The sequence below is a fragment of the Silvania sp. genome (assembly GCF_051656365.1).
In the GTDB taxonomy this organism is placed as follows: Bacteria; Pseudomonadota; Gammaproteobacteria; order Enterobacterales; family Enterobacteriaceae; genus Enterobacter; species Enterobacter hatchlandensis.
Genome location: NZ_JBOGBT010000030.1, coordinates 51,010 through 69,958, shown reverse-complemented (window position 1 = coordinate 69,958; position 18,949 = coordinate 51,010). Strand labels below are relative to the sequence as shown.

The 18,949-nt window shown below is 57.5% G+C and carries 17 protein-coding genes; 7 read left to right on the top strand and 10 right to left on the bottom strand.

The features are described 5' to 3' along the window. Positions 1-20: 20 nt before the first annotated feature. Positions 21-596, bottom strand: a complete 576-nt coding sequence (nudK, locus tag ACRDD5_RS05775; protein ID WP_438676165.1) for a GDP-mannose pyrophosphatase NudK — start codon at positions 594-596, stop codon at positions 21-23. Between the two features lie 67 nt (positions 597-663). Continuing rightward, the gene (aegA, locus tag ACRDD5_RS05770) at positions 664-2,625 is read right to left on the bottom strand and encodes a formate-dependent uric acid utilization protein AegA (protein ID WP_438676164.1); all 1,962 of its coding nucleotides are present in this window, start codon (positions 2,623-2,625) and stop codon (positions 664-666) included. A gap of 216 nt (positions 2,626-2,841) precedes the next feature. Between aegA and narQ the strand changes: the two genes are divergently transcribed. Both narQ and acrD read left to right on the top strand, forming a co-directional pair. Then, positions 2,842-4,539 carry a nitrate/nitrite two-component system sensor histidine kinase NarQ gene (narQ, locus tag ACRDD5_RS05765; RefSeq protein ID WP_271281040.1) on the top strand — a complete coding sequence of 566 codons (1,698 nt, stop codon included), beginning with the start codon at positions 2,842-2,844 and terminating at the stop codon, positions 4,537-4,539. A gap of 107 nt (positions 4,540-4,646) precedes the next feature. Further along, the gene (gene acrD / locus ACRDD5_RS05760; RefSeq protein WP_438676163.1) at positions 4,647-7,760 is read left to right on the top strand and encodes a multidrug efflux RND transporter permease AcrD; all 3,114 of its coding nucleotides are present in this window, start codon (positions 4,647-4,649) and stop codon (positions 7,758-7,760) included. Between the two features lie 107 nt (positions 7,761-7,867). Here acrD and ypfM read toward each other — a convergent pair whose 3' ends face one another. After that, entirely contained in the window at positions 7,868-7,927 is a 60-nt protein-coding gene (ypfM, locus tag ACRDD5_RS05755; RefSeq protein WP_001386977.1) for a protein YpfM, read from the bottom strand. 386 nt (positions 7,928-8,313) lie between these two features. On the opposite strand from ypfM, the gene ACRDD5_RS05750 reads away from it, so the two are divergent. From ACRDD5_RS05750 to ACRDD5_RS05740, 3 genes are read left to right on the top strand one after another with little or no spacing between them, the layout of a single operon-like run. Next, the gene (locus ACRDD5_RS05750; protein WP_438676162.1) at positions 8,314-8,670 is read left to right on the top strand and encodes an ArsC family reductase; all 357 of its coding nucleotides are present in this window, start codon (positions 8,314-8,316) and stop codon (positions 8,668-8,670) included. 3 nt (positions 8,671-8,673) lie between these two features. Then, positions 8,674-9,801: a succinyl-diaminopimelate desuccinylase gene (gene dapE / locus ACRDD5_RS05745; RefSeq protein ID WP_271281037.1), complete on the top strand. Its 1,128-nt coding sequence runs from the start codon at positions 8,674-8,676 to the stop codon at positions 9,799-9,801. Positions 9,802-9,827: 26 nt separating this feature from the next. Further along, entirely contained in the window at positions 9,828-10,025 is a 198-nt protein-coding gene (locus ACRDD5_RS05740) for a YpfN family protein (protein ID WP_039029679.1), read from the top strand. A gap of 39 nt (positions 10,026-10,064) precedes the next feature. Here ACRDD5_RS05740 and ypfH read toward each other — a convergent pair whose 3' ends face one another. The 6 genes from ypfH to dapA form a co-directional block, all read right to left on the bottom strand. Then, on the bottom strand, positions 10,065-10,760 hold the full coding sequence (gene ypfH, locus ACRDD5_RS05735) for an esterase (protein ID WP_438676161.1): 696 nt from the start codon (positions 10,758-10,760) through the stop codon (positions 10,065-10,067). Positions 10,761-10,833: 73 nt separating this feature from the next. Beyond that, positions 10,834-12,834 carry a tRNA(Met) cytidine acetyltransferase TmcA gene (locus ACRDD5_RS05730; protein WP_438676160.1) on the bottom strand — a complete coding sequence of 667 codons (2,001 nt, stop codon included), beginning with the start codon at positions 12,832-12,834 and terminating at the stop codon, positions 10,834-10,836. A gap of 15 nt (positions 12,835-12,849) precedes the next feature. Then, positions 12,850-13,719 (bottom strand): KPN_02809 family neutral zinc metallopeptidase, encoded by an 870-nt coding sequence (ypfJ, locus tag ACRDD5_RS05725; RefSeq protein ID WP_271281034.1) that lies wholly within the window; start codon positions 13,717-13,719, stop codon positions 12,850-12,852. A 129-nt stretch (positions 13,720-13,848) separates the two neighbouring features. Then, positions 13,849-14,562: a phosphoribosylaminoimidazolesuccinocarboxamide synthase gene (purC, locus tag ACRDD5_RS05720; RefSeq protein ID WP_438676159.1), complete on the bottom strand. Its 714-nt coding sequence runs from the start codon at positions 14,560-14,562 to the stop codon at positions 13,849-13,851. Positions 14,563-14,671: 109 nt separating this feature from the next. Next, positions 14,672-15,706, bottom strand: a complete 1,035-nt coding sequence (bamC, locus tag ACRDD5_RS05715; RefSeq protein ID WP_271281033.1) for an outer membrane protein assembly factor BamC — start codon at positions 15,704-15,706, stop codon at positions 14,672-14,674. 16 nt (positions 15,707-15,722) lie between these two features. Then, positions 15,723-16,601 carry a 4-hydroxy-tetrahydrodipicolinate synthase gene (dapA, locus tag ACRDD5_RS05710; RefSeq protein WP_271281032.1) on the bottom strand — a complete coding sequence of 293 codons (879 nt, stop codon included), beginning with the start codon at positions 16,599-16,601 and terminating at the stop codon, positions 15,723-15,725. Between the two features lie 144 nt (positions 16,602-16,745). Here dapA and ACRDD5_RS05705 point away from each other — a divergent pair, with 144 nt between their 5' ends. Both ACRDD5_RS05705 and bcp read left to right on the top strand, forming a co-directional pair. Beyond that, positions 16,746-17,315 (top strand): glycine cleavage system transcriptional repressor, encoded by a 570-nt coding sequence (locus ACRDD5_RS05705; RefSeq protein WP_271281031.1) that lies wholly within the window; start codon positions 16,746-16,748, stop codon positions 17,313-17,315. Further along, positions 17,315-17,785, top strand: coding sequence for a thioredoxin-dependent thiol peroxidase (gene bcp, locus ACRDD5_RS05700; protein ID WP_271281030.1), 471 nt, complete (start codon positions 17,315-17,317; stop codon positions 17,783-17,785). Before ACRDD5_RS05705 ends, bcp begins: the two co-directional genes overlap by 1 nt. A 44-nt stretch (positions 17,786-17,829) precedes the next feature. On the opposite strand, the gene ACRDD5_RS05695 is transcribed toward bcp, so the two are convergent. After that, positions 17,830-18,891, bottom strand: coding sequence for an AI-2E family transporter (locus ACRDD5_RS05695; RefSeq protein ID WP_271281029.1), 1,062 nt, complete (start codon positions 18,889-18,891; stop codon positions 17,830-17,832). Positions 18,892-18,949 lie beyond the last annotated feature (58 nt).

Sequence of the window (18,949 nt, the reverse complement as noted above, 5' to 3'; positions counted from 1 at the left end):
TCTTTTTAAGCTCAATAAGATCAAGCCATTAGCCCGGAGCCCTGCAAATATTGTAATAATATCACCGTTTTGCCATCGCGTATTTCACCCGTTTGTATCATCGTTAATGCCTGAGCAAAGGGCAGTTCAAGCACCTCGATATCTTCATCTTCTACGCCGCCGCCCGCGCTGGTGCGCTGCGTCTCGCTGTATTCCGCAATGAAGAAATGAACGATTTCCGTCACGCCGCCAGGGGACATATACAGCTCAAAGACTTTACGCACGTCGCCCACGGCAAAACCTGTCTCTTCGACGGCCTCTTTGCGGATACAGACTTCAGGCTCGTCGTCATCCAGCAGCCCGGCGCAGGTCTCAATCAGCCGCCCCTCAAGGTTGCCATTGACCCAGGTGGCAACGCGGAACTGGCGGATCAGCACCACGCTCTTTTTCTCGCGGTTGTACAACAGGATGGTGGCGCCGTTACCCCGATCGTACACCTCACGCTTGTGGCGGATCACCTCGCCATTGCTGCGGGTCAGATCGTAGGTGACGTTGCGCAGAACAAAATAGTTTTCAGACAGGACTTTATCTTTAATCAGGTCAATTTTCAGGGACATACGGGCTCCATAGCACAAGGCATTAACGCCATACTACGCGGTGAAGCCCATTTTGTCGTCCGTCGGATCAATGGGCGGCGGGTGCTTTTACCCCCAGCCAGTCGGCGATCCCTTGGGCAGCGTGCCGCCCTTCTGCCATGGCGGTCACCACCAGATCCGCTCCACGTACCGCGTCGCCACCGGCAAAAATCTGCGGATTGCTGGTCTGATAGCGGAAGCGACTGTCGACGCTGGCGGCAATCCGTCCCCAGTCATCGACCTCGACGCCCTGCGCCTGCAGCCAGGGCATCGCGTGCGGGTTAAAGCCAAAGGCCATGATCACCGCATCGGCCGGCATCACAAACTCGCTGCCGGGGATCGGTTGCGGGCGGCGGCGGCCCTGCGAATCAGCCTCTCCCAGACGAGTGCGCAGCAGGCGGATGCCGTTGACGCGCCCGGCATCGTCGAGCACCAGTTCCACCGGCTGGACGTTAAATTCAAACACCGCACCTTCTTCTTTGGCGTTTTTGACCTCTTTTTTCGAGCCTGGCATATTGGCTTCATCCCGACGATAGGCGCAGGTGACATTCGTCGCCCCGTGACGCAGCGCGGTGCGCACGCAGTCCATCGCCGTGTCGCCGCCCCCCAGCACCACTACGTTCAGCCCGGCGGTATCGACAAAGGGTTCTTCTGCCGAAGAGGTCAGCCCCATCAGCTGGCGGGTATTGCCCACCAGGAACGGCAGCGCATCGTACACGCCCGGTGCGTCTTCATGCGGGATCCCGGCTTTCATCGACCGGTAGGTGCCCACGCCGACAAACAGCGCATCGTAGTCGCTCAGCAGCTCTGCAAGTGGAACGTCTTTTCCCACTTCGCAGTTCAGTTCGAAGCGGATACCCATTGCGGTAAAAATCTCCCGACGACGTGCCAGCAGAGATTTATCCAGCTTAAACGCCGGAATGCCGAAGGTGAGCAGGCCGCCGATCTCTGGATGACGGTCAAACACGGTTACGCTGACGCCGCGACGGATCAGCGCGTCGGCGCACGCCAGCCCGGCAGGTCCGGCACCAATAATCGCCACGCGTTTATCCACCGGCTGCACGCCGCTCAGATCCGGTCGCCAGCCTTTCGCCAGTGCCTGGTCGGAGATATAGCGCTCAATGTTACCGATGGTCACCGAACCGGCGACGTCGCGCACCGTGCAGGCGCCTTCGCACAACTTGTCCTGCGGGCAGACCCGGCCGGTGATTTCCGGCAGACAGTTAGTCTGATGAGAGAGCTCGACGGCGTCGTCGATGTTGCCGGCCAGCACCAGCTCAATCCACTGGGGAATAGGGTTATGCAGCGGGCAGGTCCATTCACACACTGAATGCTCGCCGCACTTCAGGCAGCGTTCGGCCTCACGGTGCGCCTGCTCCGGGCGAAACGGCAGGTAGATTTCGGCAAAGTTATTCGCCCGGGCCGCCGGGGAAAGCTTATCTGGCTCACCGCGCGGCGGCAGAGCAGACATCTGCTCGCGTTTGCTGATGCCCACCGGGCTGATACCCGCGCGGGTCTGCCACGGCTGCGCCTCATGACGGGCCGTGCGCAGACGCCGGGTGCGGGCCAGCTGATTGAGGCTGTCCGGGGTAACACGCGACAAGGCATCCGCCGGGCAGTTTTCGACGCAGGCCGGGCCCTGCGGGCGGTCCAGGCACAAATCGCACTTCTGCGCGGTGGCCGCCTCGGCGCTGATCACTATCTCCATGGTGCCAAACGGACAGGCCACTACGCAGGCTTTGCAGCCGATGCACTTTTGGCTGTCCACCTGCACACTGTCGCGGGTTCTGGCGATCGCCCCGTTCGGACAGCTTTGCGCACACGGGGCGTTTTCACAGTGATGGCAGGCCACGGCACTGTGCCTGTTGCCTTCTTTGACCACGGTGATGCGCGGGGTAAAATGGCGCGGGTTAAGGGGATGCTGCTCGTCGTGGTGAGCCATCACGCAGGCCACTTCGCAGGCACGACATCCAATACATTGCTGGCTGTTCGCCATGATAAAATGATTCATAAGATACTCGACCAGACTTCCATAACCTTATTCTTTATATGAATATTGTATTTACCGACCGCAACGGTATCAGGCAATGTTCAATTGCCCAGGAAAGCGAACTATTTCGCCTGAACCTGTGGCAGATCAATTAATTTCATTGCGGTTAAAATGACGTTTCGAAATCTGGCGATACTCTCGCCAGGACAGGACCGCACTCAGCTCAGGATGCTATTTGTGACCGTTAAACAGCCTGTTTCACGAAGCCTCGCCCGGGCTTTGTTCTCGATTATTGTGTTGTCCCTGCTGACCGGGGCGATTGCGCTGTTTACCCTCGCCAGCAGCCAGCGCGATGCCGAAGCGATCAACCTGGCGGGCTCGCTGCGAATGCAGAGCTATCGGCTGGGTTACGAGATCCAACGTGGTGACAACGATCTGGCGGCACATCGTCTGGCCTGGCAGCAGACGCTGGACGCCCCTGCCCTTCAGAGCCTGGACCGCTGGTATGTGCCAAACGAAGTGAAGCAGCGCTATCGCCAGCTGCAGCTCAGCTGGCAGACGGTGGATCAAAAGCTGGCCCAGGGTGATTACCGCTGGTATCAGAGCCACATCAGCGAATATGTGCGGCGGATCGACGCTTTTGTTCTCTCTTTACAACACTACGCCGAGCATAAGATCCAGCTGGTGGTCGCCATTTCACTGGCGGGCGGGCTCGCTATTTGTCTGCTGGCGTTTCTCACCCTGCGCCGCATCCGCCGACAGGTGGTAGCCCCGCTCACGCATCTGGTCGCCGCCAGCCAGCAGATTGAACAGGGCCGCTTCGATCATCCGGTGCCGGACAGCGACCTGCCGAACGAGCTGGGCCTGCTGTCACGCACCTTTAACCACATGTCGGCCGAGCTGCACACACTGTACCGCTCGCTGGAAAGTTCGGTTGAGGAGAAAACCCGCCACCTGCATGAAGCCCACCAGCAGCTGGAGATGTTGTTTAAGTGCTCACAGGCGATGAATACCAGCCAGATCGACAGTCACTGTTTTCGCCATGTTCTGCAGATCGTGCAGGAGTACGCCGGGATGCGCTATGTGGCGCTGCACGCCAGCGATGACTGGCAGCTGCAGGAAGGCAGCGCCTCTGGCGAACTTGAGATGCAGACCCTGCCGGTGGTGATGCTGGAGACCCGCTTCGGCGAGCTGCGCTGGCAGAGCGATCAGAGCGCGGTGTCGCTGCCGCTGATGAAAAACGTCGCGATCCTGCTCGGACGCGGGATCTACTTTAACCAGGCGCAGAAGCACTACCATCAGCTGCTACTGATGGAGGAGCGCGCCATCATTGCCCGGGAGTTGCACGACTCGCTGGCGCAGGTGCTCTCATACCTGCGCATCCAGCTGACGCTGCTTAAGCATGCGGTTCCGCCGGAGAATCTCCCGGCGCAAAACATCATTACTGATTTTTCTCAGGCGCTGAACTCCGCCTATCAACAGCTGCGCGAGCTGCTGGCCACCTTCCGTCTGACGCTGAACCAGGCCAACCTGCCCGCCGCGCTACAGGAGACGATGGATAGCCTGCAGAATCAGACCCGTGCCAGACTGCACCTTGACTGTCGGCTTTCGACGCTGGCGCTGGATGCGCACAAGCAGGTGCATTTACTGCAGATTGTGCGTGAGGCGGTGCTGAACGCCATTAAACATGCGCAGGCCAGCGAGATCACCGTCAGTTGCGCCACCGCCCCGGAAGGCGTCCATACTGTGTATATCCGCGATAACGGGATTGGCATCGGTGATGCCAGCGAGCCGCCAGGCCACTACGGCCTGAACATTATGCGCGAGCGCGCCGGGCGGCTCGGAGGCACATTGCACTTCTCGCAGCCACCGGACGGTGGCACCCAGGTGAATGTCAGCTTCCACTCGCCGGTAAATAACAGTAAAGACGCATGATAATTTACATTATCTCCTTTATTTCTCCACGTTTGACACCCACGTTGCCGCTAGAGTGAGGCGGCAATCTATCATCGCGATGCGCAGCAAAACGAGGTCTCATTTTAATGGCGAATTTTTTCATCGATCGCCCCATTTTTGCCTGGGTGCTGGCAATTTTGTTATGCCTGACGGGTACACTGGCTATTCTTTCACTCCCCGTTGAACAGTACCCGGAGCTGGCCCCGCCTAATGTGCGCATCACGGCCAACTATCCTGGCGCCTCCGCACAAACGCTGGAGAACACCGTCACCCAGGTCATTGAGCAGAACATGACCGGCCTCGATAACCTGATGTATATGTCGTCCCAGAGCAGCGCCACCGGCCAGGCAACGGTCACCCTGAGCTTTACCGCGGGTGCCGATCCGGATGAAGCGGTGCAGCAGGTGCAAAACCAGCTTCAGTCCGCGATGCGCAAGCTGCCGCAGGCGGTGCAAAACCAGGGCGTGACGGTGCGTAAAACCGGTGATACCAACATCCTGACCATCGCCTTTGTCTCCACCGACGGCTCGATGGATAAGCAGGATATCGCCGACTACGTGGCCAGTAATATTCAGGATCCGCTGAGCCGCATTAACGGCGTGGGGGATATTGACGCCTACGGCTCGCAGTATTCGATGCGCATCTGGCTCGATCCGGCGAAACTGAACAGTTTCCAGATGACGGCGAAAGACGTGACCGACGCCATCGAATCGCAAAATGCGCAGATAGCCGTTGGCCAGTTGGGCGGGACGCCGTCCGTCGATAAGCAGGCGCTGAATGCCACCATTAACTCCCAGTCGCTGCTGCAAACGCCGCAACAGTTTCGCGACATCACCCTGCGCGTTAACCAGGACGGGTCGGAAGTGCGCCTTGGCGATGTTGCCACGGTGGAAATGGGGGCAGAAAAATACGATTACCTGAGCCGCTTTAACGGCAAGCAGGCCTCCGGGCTGGGGGTCAAGCTGGCCTCCGGTGCCAATGAGATGGCAACGGCGGAGCAGGTCATCAACCGTCTCGACGAGCTGTCGCACTATTTCCCGCACGGGCTGGAATATAAAGTCGCCTACGAAACCACCTCTTTCGTGAAAGCCTCCATCGAGGATGTAGTCAAAACCCTGCTTGAGGCCATCGCGCTGGTGTTCCTCGTGATGTACCTGTTCCTGCAAAACTTCCGCGCCACCCTGATCCCGACCATTGCCGTCCCGGTGGTGCTGCTCGGCACTTTCACGGTGCTATACGCCTTTGGCTACAGCATCAATACCCTCACCATGTTTGCGATGGTGCTGGCGATCGGCCTGCTGGTGGATGACGCCATCGTGGTGGTGGAGAACGTCGAACGCATCATGAGCGAAGAGGGGCTCTCACCGCGCGAGGCCACGCGCAAGTCGATGGGGCAGATCCAGGGGGCGCTGGTCGGTATCGCGATGGTGCTGTCCGCAGTGTTTGTGCCGATGGCCTTCTTTGGCGGGACGACGGGCGCCATTTACCGCCAGTTCTCCATCACCATTGTTTCGGCAATGGTGCTGTCGGTGCTGGTGGCGATGATCCTCACCCCTGCCCTGTGCTCCACCCTGCTCAAACCGCTGCACAAAGGCGAGCAGCACGGTCAGAAAGGCTTCTTCGGCTGGTTCAACCGCATGTTTAACCGCAGCGCCGCGCGTTACGAAGCGGGCGTGGGCCGCATTCTGCAGCGCAGCCTGCGCTGGATATTTATTTACGTACTGCTGCTCGGTGGGATGATCTTCCTGTTCCTGCGACTGCCGACCTCGTTCCTGCCGCTGGAGGACCGGGGAATGTTTATCACCTCCGTACAGCTGCCGAGCGGTTCTACGCAACAGCAGACCCTGAAAGTGGTCGAGCAGGTTGAGTCGTACTTCTCCACCAAAGAGAAAGATACCGTCCTGTCGGTGTTCGCCACCGTGGGATCGGGTCCTGGCGGCAACGGCCAGAACGTCGCGCGCATGTTTGTGCGCCTGAAAGACTGGGATCAACGTGACCCGGACACCGGCAGCTCATTTGCCATTATCGAGCGCGCCACCAAAGCCTTTAGCCACATCAAAGAGGCGCGCGTCTTTGCCAGCAGTCCCCCGGCGATTAGCGGGCTCGGCAGCTCGGCAGGGTTTGATATGGAGCTGCAGGATCACGCAGGAGCCGGACACATTGCACTGATGGCCGCGCGCGACCGGCTGCTGGAGCTGGCGGGTGAAGAGCCCTCCCTGACCCGCGTGCGCCACAACGGTCTGGACGATAGCCCGCAGCTGCAGGTCGATATCGACCAGCGTAAGGCGCAGGCGCTGGGGGTATCGATTGACGATATCAACGACACGCTGCAGACCGCCTGGGGCTCAAGCTATGTGAATGATTTTATGGACAGAGGGCGCGTGAAGAAGGTCTACGTGCAGGCCGATGCCAAATACCGCATGCTGCCGGACGATATCAACTTATGGTACGTGCGCAACAACGATGGCGGCATGGTGCCCTTCTCGGCCTTTGCTACCTCGCGCTGGGAGACGGGTTCACCACGCATGGAGCGATACAACGGCTATGCGGCGGTAGAGATCGTCGGGGAGGCTGCACCAGGGGTCAGTACCGGAACCGCGATGGACGTGATGGAAAATCTGGTGCAGCAGCTTCCGGCCGGGTTTGGCCTGGAGTGGACCGCGATGTCCTATCAGGAACGTCTTTCCGGGGCGCAGGCCCCGGCGCTGTATGCCCTGTCGCTGCTGGTGGTGTTCCTGTGCCTGGCCGCGCTGTATGAAAGCTGGTCGGTGCCGTTCTCGGTAATGCTGGTGGTACCGCTGGGGGTGATCGGTGCCCTGCTCGCCACCTGGATGCGTGGCCTGGAAAATGATGTCTACTTCCAGGTAGGGTTGTTGACGGTTATTGGTCTGTCGGCGAAGAACGCTATTCTGATCGTGGAATTTGCCAACGAGCGGAATGAACAGGGTCAGGACTTGCTGTCGGCAACGCTTGAAGCCTGTCGTCAACGCCTGCGCCCGATCCTGATGACCTCGCTGGCGTTTGTCTTCGGCGTACTGCCGATGGCCACCAGCTCCGGCGCGGGTTCCAGCAGCCAGCACGCGGTCGGGACCGGTGTGATAGGCGGGATGATTTCAGCGACCATTCTCGCCATTTACTTTGTCCCGCTGTTCTTTGTGCTGGTGCGCCGTCGTTTTCCGCTAAAAGAGCGGCCACAATAATCTTCAGCAAATAAAAAAGGCGCCCCAACCAGGCGCCTTTTTTGTGTGTTTATTTACACACTATCGTTATTTTGCTAATTAAGTGCTCTTGCAATTCTTCAAGAATGTCATTTACGAAGCATGACTTCGATAAAATCTTTCCAGTTCCCCAGTTCACGTTCAATCATAACTACCTCTCTTATTATTATCGGCATTCTACGAGAATATATCATCATTGTGAAGAGGTTTTAATCAGTGGTGGTCGCCTACCTCCCTTGGTACGACTGGCTTGTACTAACTATGCGTCTAAGCTCATAAATTTTATGTGACGCACTGCAATATTTTGAAACAACCACTATTTAGGATGAACACTTTAATTATCAACTGTTTTACAGGGTATTTTGTTTCTGAGCAGCTATGCGTTTACGATGAGAGAATATTCATAACAGGGGTGATTTCTGCATTAATCATGAATATTAAATAATGTTATAAAACAAATGTGTTATATTTTTCCCTCCCTGCATCATCGAAAACACTGAGCAATTCATCGCTATTTAAGACAAAAGGATTCACCATGATCACCCTCTACGGCATCAAAAACTGCGACACCATAAAAAAAGCCCGTCGCTGGCTTGAGGATAACCACGTTGATTACCGTTTTCACGACTATCGCGTTGACGGCCTTGATGCGGAACTAATACAACAATTCATCGCCGAGCTGGGCTGGGAAGCATTGCTGAATACCCGCGGCACCACCTGGCGCAAGCTGGATGAAACCGTGCGCAGCAGCATCACTACTGCCGACAGCGCCGCTGCCTTGATGATTGAAATGCCGGCAATCATCAAACGCCCATTGCTCTGGGCGCCCGGTAAGCCTATGCTGCTGGGTTTCAAAGAATCCCAATACCAAACCTATTTTATTGAGGTGTAGTCTATGTCATGCCCGGTCATTGAGCTGACTCAGCAGCTTATTCGCCGCCCCTCCCTGAGCCCGGACGATGCGGGTTGTCAGGCTCTGATGATCGAACGCCTGCGGGCGATTGGTTTCACCGTCGAACCCATGGATTTTGGCGATACGCAAAACTTCTGGGCATGGCGCGGTCAGGGCGAAACGCTGGCGTTTGCCGGACATACTGATGTGGTGCCGGCAGGTGATGCCGACCGCTGGATCAATCCCCCTTTCGAACCGACGATCCGCGACGGTATGTTGTTTGGTCGCGGCGCGGCGGACATGAAAGGTTCGCTGGCAGCGATGGTAGTTGCCGCAGAACGTTTTGTTGAGCAACACCCGAATCACAGAGGCCGTCTGGCGTTTTTGATAACCTCCGATGAAGAGGCCAGCGCCAAAAACGGTACGGTGAAAGTGGTCGAAACGCTGATGGCGCGTAACGAACGCCTCGACTACTGCCTTGTCGGTGAACCGTCGAGCACCGAAGTGGTGGGTGACGTAGTGAAAAATGGCCGTCGCGGCTCTATCACCTGTAACCTGACCATTCACGGCGTGCAGGGTCACGTGGCTTATCCGCACCTTGCCGATAACCCGGTTCACCGCGCGGCCCCGATGCTCAACGAGCTGGTCGGGATCGAGTGGGACAAGGGCAATGAATACTTCCCGCCAACCAGCATGCAGATTGCCAACATGCAGGCGGGTACCGGCAGCAACAACGTGATCCCCGGCGATCTGTTTGTGCAGTTTAACTTCCGCTTCAGCACCGAACTGACCGACGAGATGATTAAAGCTCGCGTGGCGGCGCTGCTGGAGAAGCATCAGCTGCGCTACAGCGTTGACTGGTGGTTATCCGGTCAGCCGTTCCTCACCGGACGCGGTAAGCTGGTTGATGCGGTGGTTAACGCTATCGCGCACTATAATGAAATTAAACCGCAACTGCTGACCACGGGCGGCACATCCGACGGGCGCTTTATTGCGCGCATGGGTGCGCAGGTGGTGGAACTTGGGCCGGTTAATGCCACGATTCATAAAATCAATGAATGCGTGAATGCAGCTGATTTGCAACTGCTGGCCCGTATGTATCAACGTATTATGGAGCAACTCGTCGCCTGACGATTGCCCTGAAGAAGGATAAGCGAATGGACTGGCTGGCTAAATACTGGTGGATTCTGGTGCTGGTTTTTCTGGTAGGCGTACTGCTGAACGTGATCAAGGATCTCAAGCGCGTTGATCACAAGAAATTCCTCGCCAACAAACCCGAACTTCCCCCGCATCGTGACTTTAACGATAAATGGGACGATGAAGACGACTGGCCGAAGAAAGACCAGAAGAAGTAAGACGTTACCCCTCTCCCCTACCGGGGAGAGGGTCATTCCCTACAAAAACTCGATAATATCGTCGTCCTTTGGCTTGCTGCCGCTGAGCGCTTCATCGAAGTAGTGCTTCGGCACGGTAAAATGCAGGTGATCCAGTGCGAACTGAATACTGCGATCGTCAATGGCATGCCCCAGCTCATCAACAATATCCAGCGTCACATCGCCACCCGCGCGGATAAGCGCTTCCTGAGCGGCCACCGCATGGGACAGCTCAATCACCCGGTCTTCACCGCCGTGAATCAGATGGATGGTGGTCGCAGTCGTGGCGCGTTCAGGTAAGGTCGCGTAGCGGCCATTAAACGCAATTACGCGCGACACCAGCTCCGGCTCGGCCTTCACGCTCTCCAGCGCCATGATTGCACCCTGCGAAAAACCGATCAGCGCGGTAGCATTTGCTGCTACGCCGCTTTGCTGCTGCCAGTAACGTACTGTATCGATAAACACCGGCATGATTGCATCCACGCGCCCCTGACGGTTCTCTTCCGTTACGCCCTGCACTGAAAACCACTGGCGGCCCGTTGGCCCGCATGGCTCTACGCCGCCGATGCTCACGACCAACGCATCCGGGAACTGCGGCGCAAACCAGCTGCCGATCTGTCCCATGTTGACCGGGTTATCGCCGACGCCATGAAACAGCAACAGCAGCTGTTTGGCCGGTTGTGCGGGGCTCTGGACAATAAAATGGTCATGTTTCATGGCGATCTCCTTAATTGATAGGCTGAATTCTACGCCTGACAAACAGAATGAACATGCCGGTTTACTGATGAAGTCATTGAAAAAATTGCCATTGCAAAATCGTAGATTGCAGCTGCCGGGCCCGTTCATCGTCATGCTGCGCCAGCGCTGCGCCCGTTTCACTGCGCAAATGGGCCAGCAACGCTTTACGTCCGCTCAGCTTCAGGACACGACTCAGAGCCGCATCGTCCAGCCCCGATTCGATTTTGCCGCGCAGCCCCGCTAGCGGCAGAGAGGTAGCCAGAAGCAGTCGCGTCAGGCTGGCGACCGCAGCGGAGAACGGACGGTGCGCAAAGGCAAACCCGGCCAGCTCCAGCCAGTCATCATCATTAAGGGTAGACTCCCCACCTGCCACTACCGGGATCTTTTCACCGTTCCAGTGCGCAATAATGGATGCATCGCGACAGAGCCGCTGATGCTCACGCTGGCAAAGCGCTCGTCCCGCTTCGCTGAGCGGCAGCATCGCCATCGCCGTGTAGCACCCGCTGCTGGCCTCCCGGTGGCTGCCGATCCGCACCAGCACAAAACCACAGCGCTGCCAGAAGCGCCACAGTTCGTCGGTATAGCCGAAGCTGACGGAAAGGTAGTCCGTCTGCGCCAACTGGCTGGCGCTGGCGACCAACGCCAGGCCAATCCCTTCGCGCTGGCGGGCAGGATGCACCGCCACGCGGGTCACCCGTCGGGCGGTGAGCGCGGCCGCCTGGGGCGACCCCCCGTGCGCGGCCAGCGACTGCGCCACCAGATTGCCGCGCGGACGACGATAGCCTGCCCATACCGCCTGACTAAGGGCCGGGCTTAACCCGCCCTCCTCCACCAGCCACAGCGCACCGCAGACCGTCTCACCGGCACGGGCAGCGACGAAATGCTGCCCCGGCGCGTCCATCATCCGCCGCAGATCGAGCGGCGAGGTTCGATAGTGGGCCGCACACAGCAGCTTATAGACCGCTGCCGGATACGCGGGTGCCTGGCGCCAGGCCTCCTGCTCCAGCGGCGTAAACTGAACAGGCCCCTGAGGTGTGGTGTCGTCGGGCTCGTCATCGAACAGCAGCACCTCGGCGATGATGCGCTCCAGCGGGCATCCCGCCGCCCAGCGCACCGGCGCACAGAGGGTGAAGTAGCGTAGCCCGGCAAAGCGGGCACAGAATTTCAGTAAAAAGCCTCTGCCGGTCCCTTCATAGCCCTGCACCGTGGTAGTCAGCAGCACGCGAGGGAAGCGCGCCACCAGCTGCGCCAGCAGCGGGCCGGGAATGGCGGCGGCTTCATCAACGATCAGCCAGTCAGCCACCTGAGTCGAGGCCAACAGCGCGTCGGGTGCCATAAAGTGATAGCGCTCGCCGGCAAAGCGGGCAATAACCTCGGTCGCGGCGCGGGCGGGTGCCGTCACAAGGGCGTTGCCCGGGATGCGCTGCAGCAGCATACCCGCCAGGGCCGATTTGCCGCGCCCGCGCGGGGCGGTCACCGCAGCCACGCCCTCGGGCATCTGGGTCAGGTTGTCGAGGATCGCGGCCTGCTCACTCTGCGGCTCGCCGCTGGCGGGGTGCCAGTCGGGCGCTGCTGGGGTGGACAATAAAGTAAATGGTTGCCCCTGCTGGCACAGCAGCACCTGCGGATCGCGGGCGATGTGGCGGCAGAAGTGATGAATAAAATGTGGGGTGACGATGGGTTGTGGACTGTCGCTCCAGCGCAGTGAATCGCGGTCGGGCTGGTCAGCCCAGCGGGCAAAGTCAGGAACCAGCAACACCAGCAGGCTACCGGCCCGCAGCGTACCGCCTGCAGCGGCGAACGCCGAGACGTCAAAACCACGGCGGGCATCGAAGATGGCATGCAGAAACTCGCGGCCCAGCAGCTGATGCAGCGCCTGGGGCGAACAGGCATCAGCCACGGGGGCGTCATCGCCCACCCACAGCCAGTCGCCGGGATGGCCATCGCGCAGGGCCAGCGCCTGCTGTTGGGTCCAGACCTCATCCCCGCTCAGCACCAACAGCCGCCGATGCCCCTCACGAGCCAGTTGTTCAGGTAAACCCGATAATCTCATCCCTGACATTGCTGATTACAGAGCCTTACCGAAAGTATTGCACTGGGCCGGATCGCCACCGTCAAAACCGCGTTTGAACCACTGATAGCGCTGTTCCGAGGTGCCGTGAGTGAAGCTGTCCGGCACTACACGTCCCTGGCTTTGCTGTTGCAGACGGTCATCGCCAATGGCGTGGGCGGCGTTAAGGGCTTCTTCCAGATCGCCCGCTTCCAGCACGCCCTGCTGCTGCATGCTGTGGCCCCAGACTCCGGCAAAGCAGTCTGCCTGCAGCTCCATGCGTACCGACAGCGCGTTCACTTCGGCCTCGCTGGCATTCTGCTGAAGCTGGCGAACTTTTGGCTCAATACCGAGCAGCTTTTGCACGTGGTGCCCGACTTCGTGGGCAATGACGTAACCCTGGGCAAAGTCGCCATCGGCGCCCAGTTTGCGTTTCATGTCATCGTAGAAGGAGAGATCGATATAGACGGTGGTGTCGGCAGGACAATAAAACGGCCCCATCACCGATTGTCCGGTGCCGCAGCCGGTACGGGTTGCACCGCGGTACATCACCAGCTTCGGCTGCTGGTAGGTACGGCCCATTTTGTCAAACAGCTGTCCCCAGGTATCTTCGGTGGTGGCGAGCACCACGGAGGTAAATTTGGCGGCTTCGTCTTCGTTCGGGCTGATAGAGCGCTGGGTCTGCTGCTGTTGCTGCTGCATCGGCTGTCCGGTTAGCAGTCCGCTCAGGTCGACGCCGTAATAGCCCGCGACCACTACCACCAGCAGTAAGATAATACCGCCCTTTCCCCCCGGCAGACGAAAGCCGGGGCCGCCGCCCATTGATGGACCGCCGCCACTGCGTCTGTCTTCTACATTGTCGCTTTCACGACGCCCTTGCCAACGCATAACCACCTCAAATATTATTTTGATAATGAGTATGATCGTAGGCGGTTCAGGGAAAGATTACCACAGGAAACAAGGATGAGATGCCAGAGAAACAGGGGTGTTCTCTGGCACAAAGCGCGGAATTAGGAATTAATCAAGCTTGACGCCCAGACGGTGGGCAACGGCTTCATAGGCTTCAATCAGGCCACCCAGGCTCTGACGGAAGCGGTCTTTGTCCATCTTATCCAGCGTCTCTTTGTCCCACAGGCGGCTGCCGTCCGGGGAGAATTCATCGCCCAGCACCACTTCGCCGTTGAACAGACCGAATTCCAGTTTGAAATCGACCAGAATCAGACCGGCGTCATCAAACAGCTTTTTCAGCACGTCGTTGGCTTGAAAGGTCAGTTCCTGCATGCGCGCCAGGTTCTCTTTGCTGACCCAGCCAAAGGTTTCGCAGTAAGATTCGTTGACCATCGGATCGTGCATGGCGTCGTTTTTCAGGAACAGGTCAAACAGCGGCGGATTAAGCTCGATACCTTCTTCGATACCCAGACGTTTCACCAGGGAGCCTGCGGCGCGGTTACGGACGACACATTCCACCGGAACCATCTCCAGCTTTTTCACCAGACATTCCGTATCGGACAGCAACGCTTCCATCTGCGTCGGAATACCCGCTTCTTCCAGCTTGCTCATAATGAAGTGGTTGAACTTATTGTTCACCATCCCCTTACGGTCGAACTGTTCAATGCGCGCGCCATCTCCTGCTGACGTATCATTGCGGAACTCGAGCACCAACAGATCGGGATTTTCCGTGCTGTATACGGTTTTCGCTTTGCCACGATACAACTCAGCTTGCTTCTGCATCTTCATTACTCCTGGTGTGATGATTTGTGTACAAAACCCGGCACATTATGCCACGCACACGTTTGCGTAGCACGAAAATAAAAAGGGCTGGATTAACCAGCCCCTTTTTTTATTTGCTGAATGCAGCCTGGAAGGCAGCTACCAGCGCATCGTTCTGCGACTGGGTCAGCGTGTGACCTTTCGGGTCGATAAACTGCAGGCTGCTACGGTTGTCCAGATCGCCGACCTGAAGTTTGTAGTCGCCAGAGGACAGGCCCGGATCGCGAGCACCCAACGCTTCCCAGCCGCTGTCGGACAACGGTTTGTAGGTCACGGCCATGCTGCCGGTTGAGCGGGTACTGTCGGTCACTTTCATGCCAACGCGCTCAAGGGTAGCTGGCAGACGCTGCCAGACTTGTTGGAACGGACCGCGCACCACCAGCATTGGCAGACCGGTATCGTCGGCCGCGCTCTGCACGTCGAAGGTCGCGCCATTACGGCTCTGCGCCGCATTGGCGGCATCGGTCGCGGTTTTGTCGAGGCCCGCTGCGATAACGTTAAGCATCTCGGTGCTGTAGCGCTGCATGGAAGCGGCATCCGCCACTGGCTTGCCCGCCTGCTCCAGATTCAGCAGCTTAACCACCACCGCCTGCTGATAACCCTGAGGTTTAACAGAGACTTGATAACGGCCACGGTACTGTTGGTCTTCATCCAGACGGCTCCATTCAACCCAGTCTGTCGTCAGCGTCTGGCTGGCGTCGTCACGTTTATCAATCGCGTAGTTTTTCGACTGAATCACGCTGACCACCTGCGGCCACAGCGTTGCATTACGCGCACTCTCGACCTGCAGCGTCGCGGTATCGCCCGTGAACTGAGTACGCGCCCCGCTCACCAGCGCCAGAGGCTGAGCTGGCGGACGAATATCAAGCGCCTTACCTACCGCGCCACTGCCGTTGGTGACAGGAATGTTATAGTCGCCATTCTGAACCGGCAGGATCATGCCAGCAGGTGCGTGAATTTCAGCAAGCGGCGCAGCATCCAGATAGGATTCGTCACCGCTCACCTGGCGCTTGTAGCGCGAATCTGAGCTACAGGCCGCGAGCAGCATCACAAGCGAAACACCCGCAACCTTCACCAGGCGCGATTTCTGTACTGAGTAAGCCATCAAATCTCCCTAAACTTTACAGCAAACCGGCATGCTTCAGCGCACCAGTGACCGTTTCACGACCGTGGTCGGTAATCGGGGTCATCGGCAGGCGCAGCGTGTCGGTCGCTACAAGTCCCAATTCCTTACATGCCCATTTCACTGGGATCGGATTGGGCTCGACAAATAATTTGTTGTGCAGCGGCATCAGACGCTGGTTAATCACACGTGCTTCGTTGAAATGACCGGCCGCGGCCAGTTTACACATTTCGGCCATATCGCGGGCTGCAACGTTGGTGGTCACGGAAATTACGCCGTGGCCGCCGAGCTGCATAAAGTCCAGCGATGTCGCATCATCACCACTCAGCAGAACAAAGTCATCTGAAACCAGCTCTTTGATCTGATGAACACGACTTAAGTTCCCGGTCGCCTCTTTAATACCGATAATATTTTTAACTTTCGCGAGGCGGCCTACCGTTTCTGGCAGCATATCGCAACCCGTACGCGACGGCACATTATACAGAATTTGCGGCAAGTCAGTATGTTCAGCGATGGCTTTGAAATGCTGGAACAGACCTTCCTGCGTCGGGCGGTTGTAGTACGGCGTTACCGTCAGGCAACCGACCACGCCGCTGTCGTTAAAACGCTGGGTCAGGCTGATGGCTTCAGCGGTGGCGTTGGCGCCCGTACCAGCAATGACCGGAATACGTCCGTCAGCCAGCTCAAGGGTCATCATTACCACTTCGCCATGCTCTTCGTGGCTCAGCGTAGCAGATTCACCGGTAGTCCCTACCGAAACAATCGCCGAGGTTCCGCTGGCGACATGATAATCAATCAGTTTCTTCAGGCTTGACCGGCAGACATTACCTTTCTCATCCATCGGTGTAACAAGCGCAACAATACTTCCCGTGAACATGGGCCATCCTCTGTGCGTGCAAGAGTCTCAATGGTACGTTTGGTGCTGTAATAAAAGCAAGCGACGTGAGGCCTCCAGGTTATTGTATGCCGGTTTTTTTTATGCTTTCCTTAGAACACTTAACCACGCAAAGGAAGAACAGGTTTGACAACCTCATCACAACATTACCTGGTTATCACTGCGCTGGGTGCCGACAGGCCGGGTATTGTGAACACCATCACCCGTCATGTGAGTAGCTGCGGCTGTAATATTGAAGACAGCCGACTGGCGATGCTGGGGGAAGAATTCACCTTCATTATGCTGCTATCCGGGTCATGGAATGCCATCACCTTAATTGAATCGACCCTGCCGTTAAAAGGGGCAGAGCTGGATCTGCTGATCGTGATGAAGCGCACCAATGCTCGCCCGCGTCCGGCGATGCCCGCGACGGTGTGGGTGCAGGTTGAAGTGGCCGACTCCCCGCATTTGATTGAGCGCTTTACGGCGCTGTTCGACAGTCATCAAATGAACGTTGCCGAGCTGGCTTCCCGCACGCAGCCCGGCGATGGCGATGCCATACCGAAGCTGTTTATCCAGATCACCGCCCACAGCCCGGCGTCGCAGGATGCGTCAAATATTGAGCAAGCGTTCAAAGCCCTCTGTACAGAATTACATGCGCAAGGCAGTATAAACGTCGTTAATTATTCCCCGCATGAACAAGATGGAGTTAAGTAATGAATCCACTGAAAGCCGGTGACATCGCACCGAAATTTAGCCTGCCCGATCAAGACGGCGAGCAAGTAAATTTAACCGACTTCCAGGGACAGCGTGTTCTGGTCTATTTCTACCCGAAAGCCATGACGCCAGGCTGTACCGTACAAGCGTGCGGTCTACGCGATAACATGGACGATTTGAAAACAGCAGGTATTGAAGTGTTGGGTATCAGCACCGATAAGCCAGAAAAACTGTCCCGCTTTGCTGAAAAAGAGCTGCTGAACTTTACGCTGCTCTCCGATGAAGACCATCAGGTCTGCGCAGAATTTGGCGTCTGGGGTGAGAAGTCCTTTATGGGTAAAACCTACGACGGCATTCATCGCATCAGCTTCCTGATCGGTGCTGACGGTAAAGTTGAACATGTGTTTGATGACTTCAAAACCAGCAACCACCACGACGTGGTGTTGAACTGGGTGAAAGCGAACGCCTGAGTCATTTATGTTGCCGGGTAGCGCTACCGCTTACCCGGCAACGATTACTCTTCAACAGCAGGCACATCCGGCCAGGCGTGCACCACCGCTTTGATAAGCGTGGCCAGCGGGATGGCAAAAAACACCCCCCAGAATCCCCACAGCCCGCCAAAAATCACCACTGACAGAATAATGACGATCGGATGCAGGTTCACCGCTTCGGAGAACAGCACCGGCACCAGCAGGTTGCCATCCAGCCCCTGGATAATCAGATAGACGACGAAACAGCTCCAGAACTCCGGGCCCAGCCCAAACTGGAACAGCGCCACGCCGATAACCGGAATGGTAACCACAAATGCCCCGATGTAGGGGATCAGCACTGAGAATCCGACCAGCACCGCCAGCAGCAGGGAATAGTTCAGACCGAAGACAAAGAAACCAATCCAGGTAGCGACACCGACGACGATCATTTCCGTCACTTTTCCGCGAATGTAGTTAGTGATCTGCTGGTTCATCTCCTGCCAGACCTGCCCCGCCAGCCCGCGGTTGCGCGGCAGTACGCGACGCACCGCGTTCAGCATCTGCTCTTTGTCCTTCACCAGGAAGAAGACCATCAGCGGGACCAGTACCAGATAAACGGCCAGAGTCAGCAGGCCGACCAGCGACGCGAGGGAGAATTTTACCACCGTATCCCCCATCGTCATGATGCGGGTACGCACGTTTTCCGCCATCGCATCAATAATGCCCGCATCCATCAACGCCGGATAACGACGCGGCAACGTGGCGGCAAAATCAGAGAGTTTGCTGAGCATCCCCGGCATATCACGGATCAGGTTGATCCCCTGCTGCCAGGCGATCGGCATCACCACAAACGACATTAACAGCAGAATACCGGCGAAAAAGACCAGCACGATAACGCTGGCCCAGCGGCGGGAACAGCCGATGTTTTGCAGGCGAACCGTGGGCCACTCCAGCAAATAGGCAAGCACAATGGCGACCAGCAGCGGTGCCAGCAGTCCGCTGAAGAAGAAAAGAATGCCAAATCCGGCGACAAGGATAACCAGCAAAGCAATGGCCTCCGGATCGCTAAAGCGTCGGCGGTACCACTGCATTAATAACTCGAGCATACAACCCTTTCCTGATTATGATGGCGGGGTGAAAAGTGTGAATTGTATCGAAGTGTCA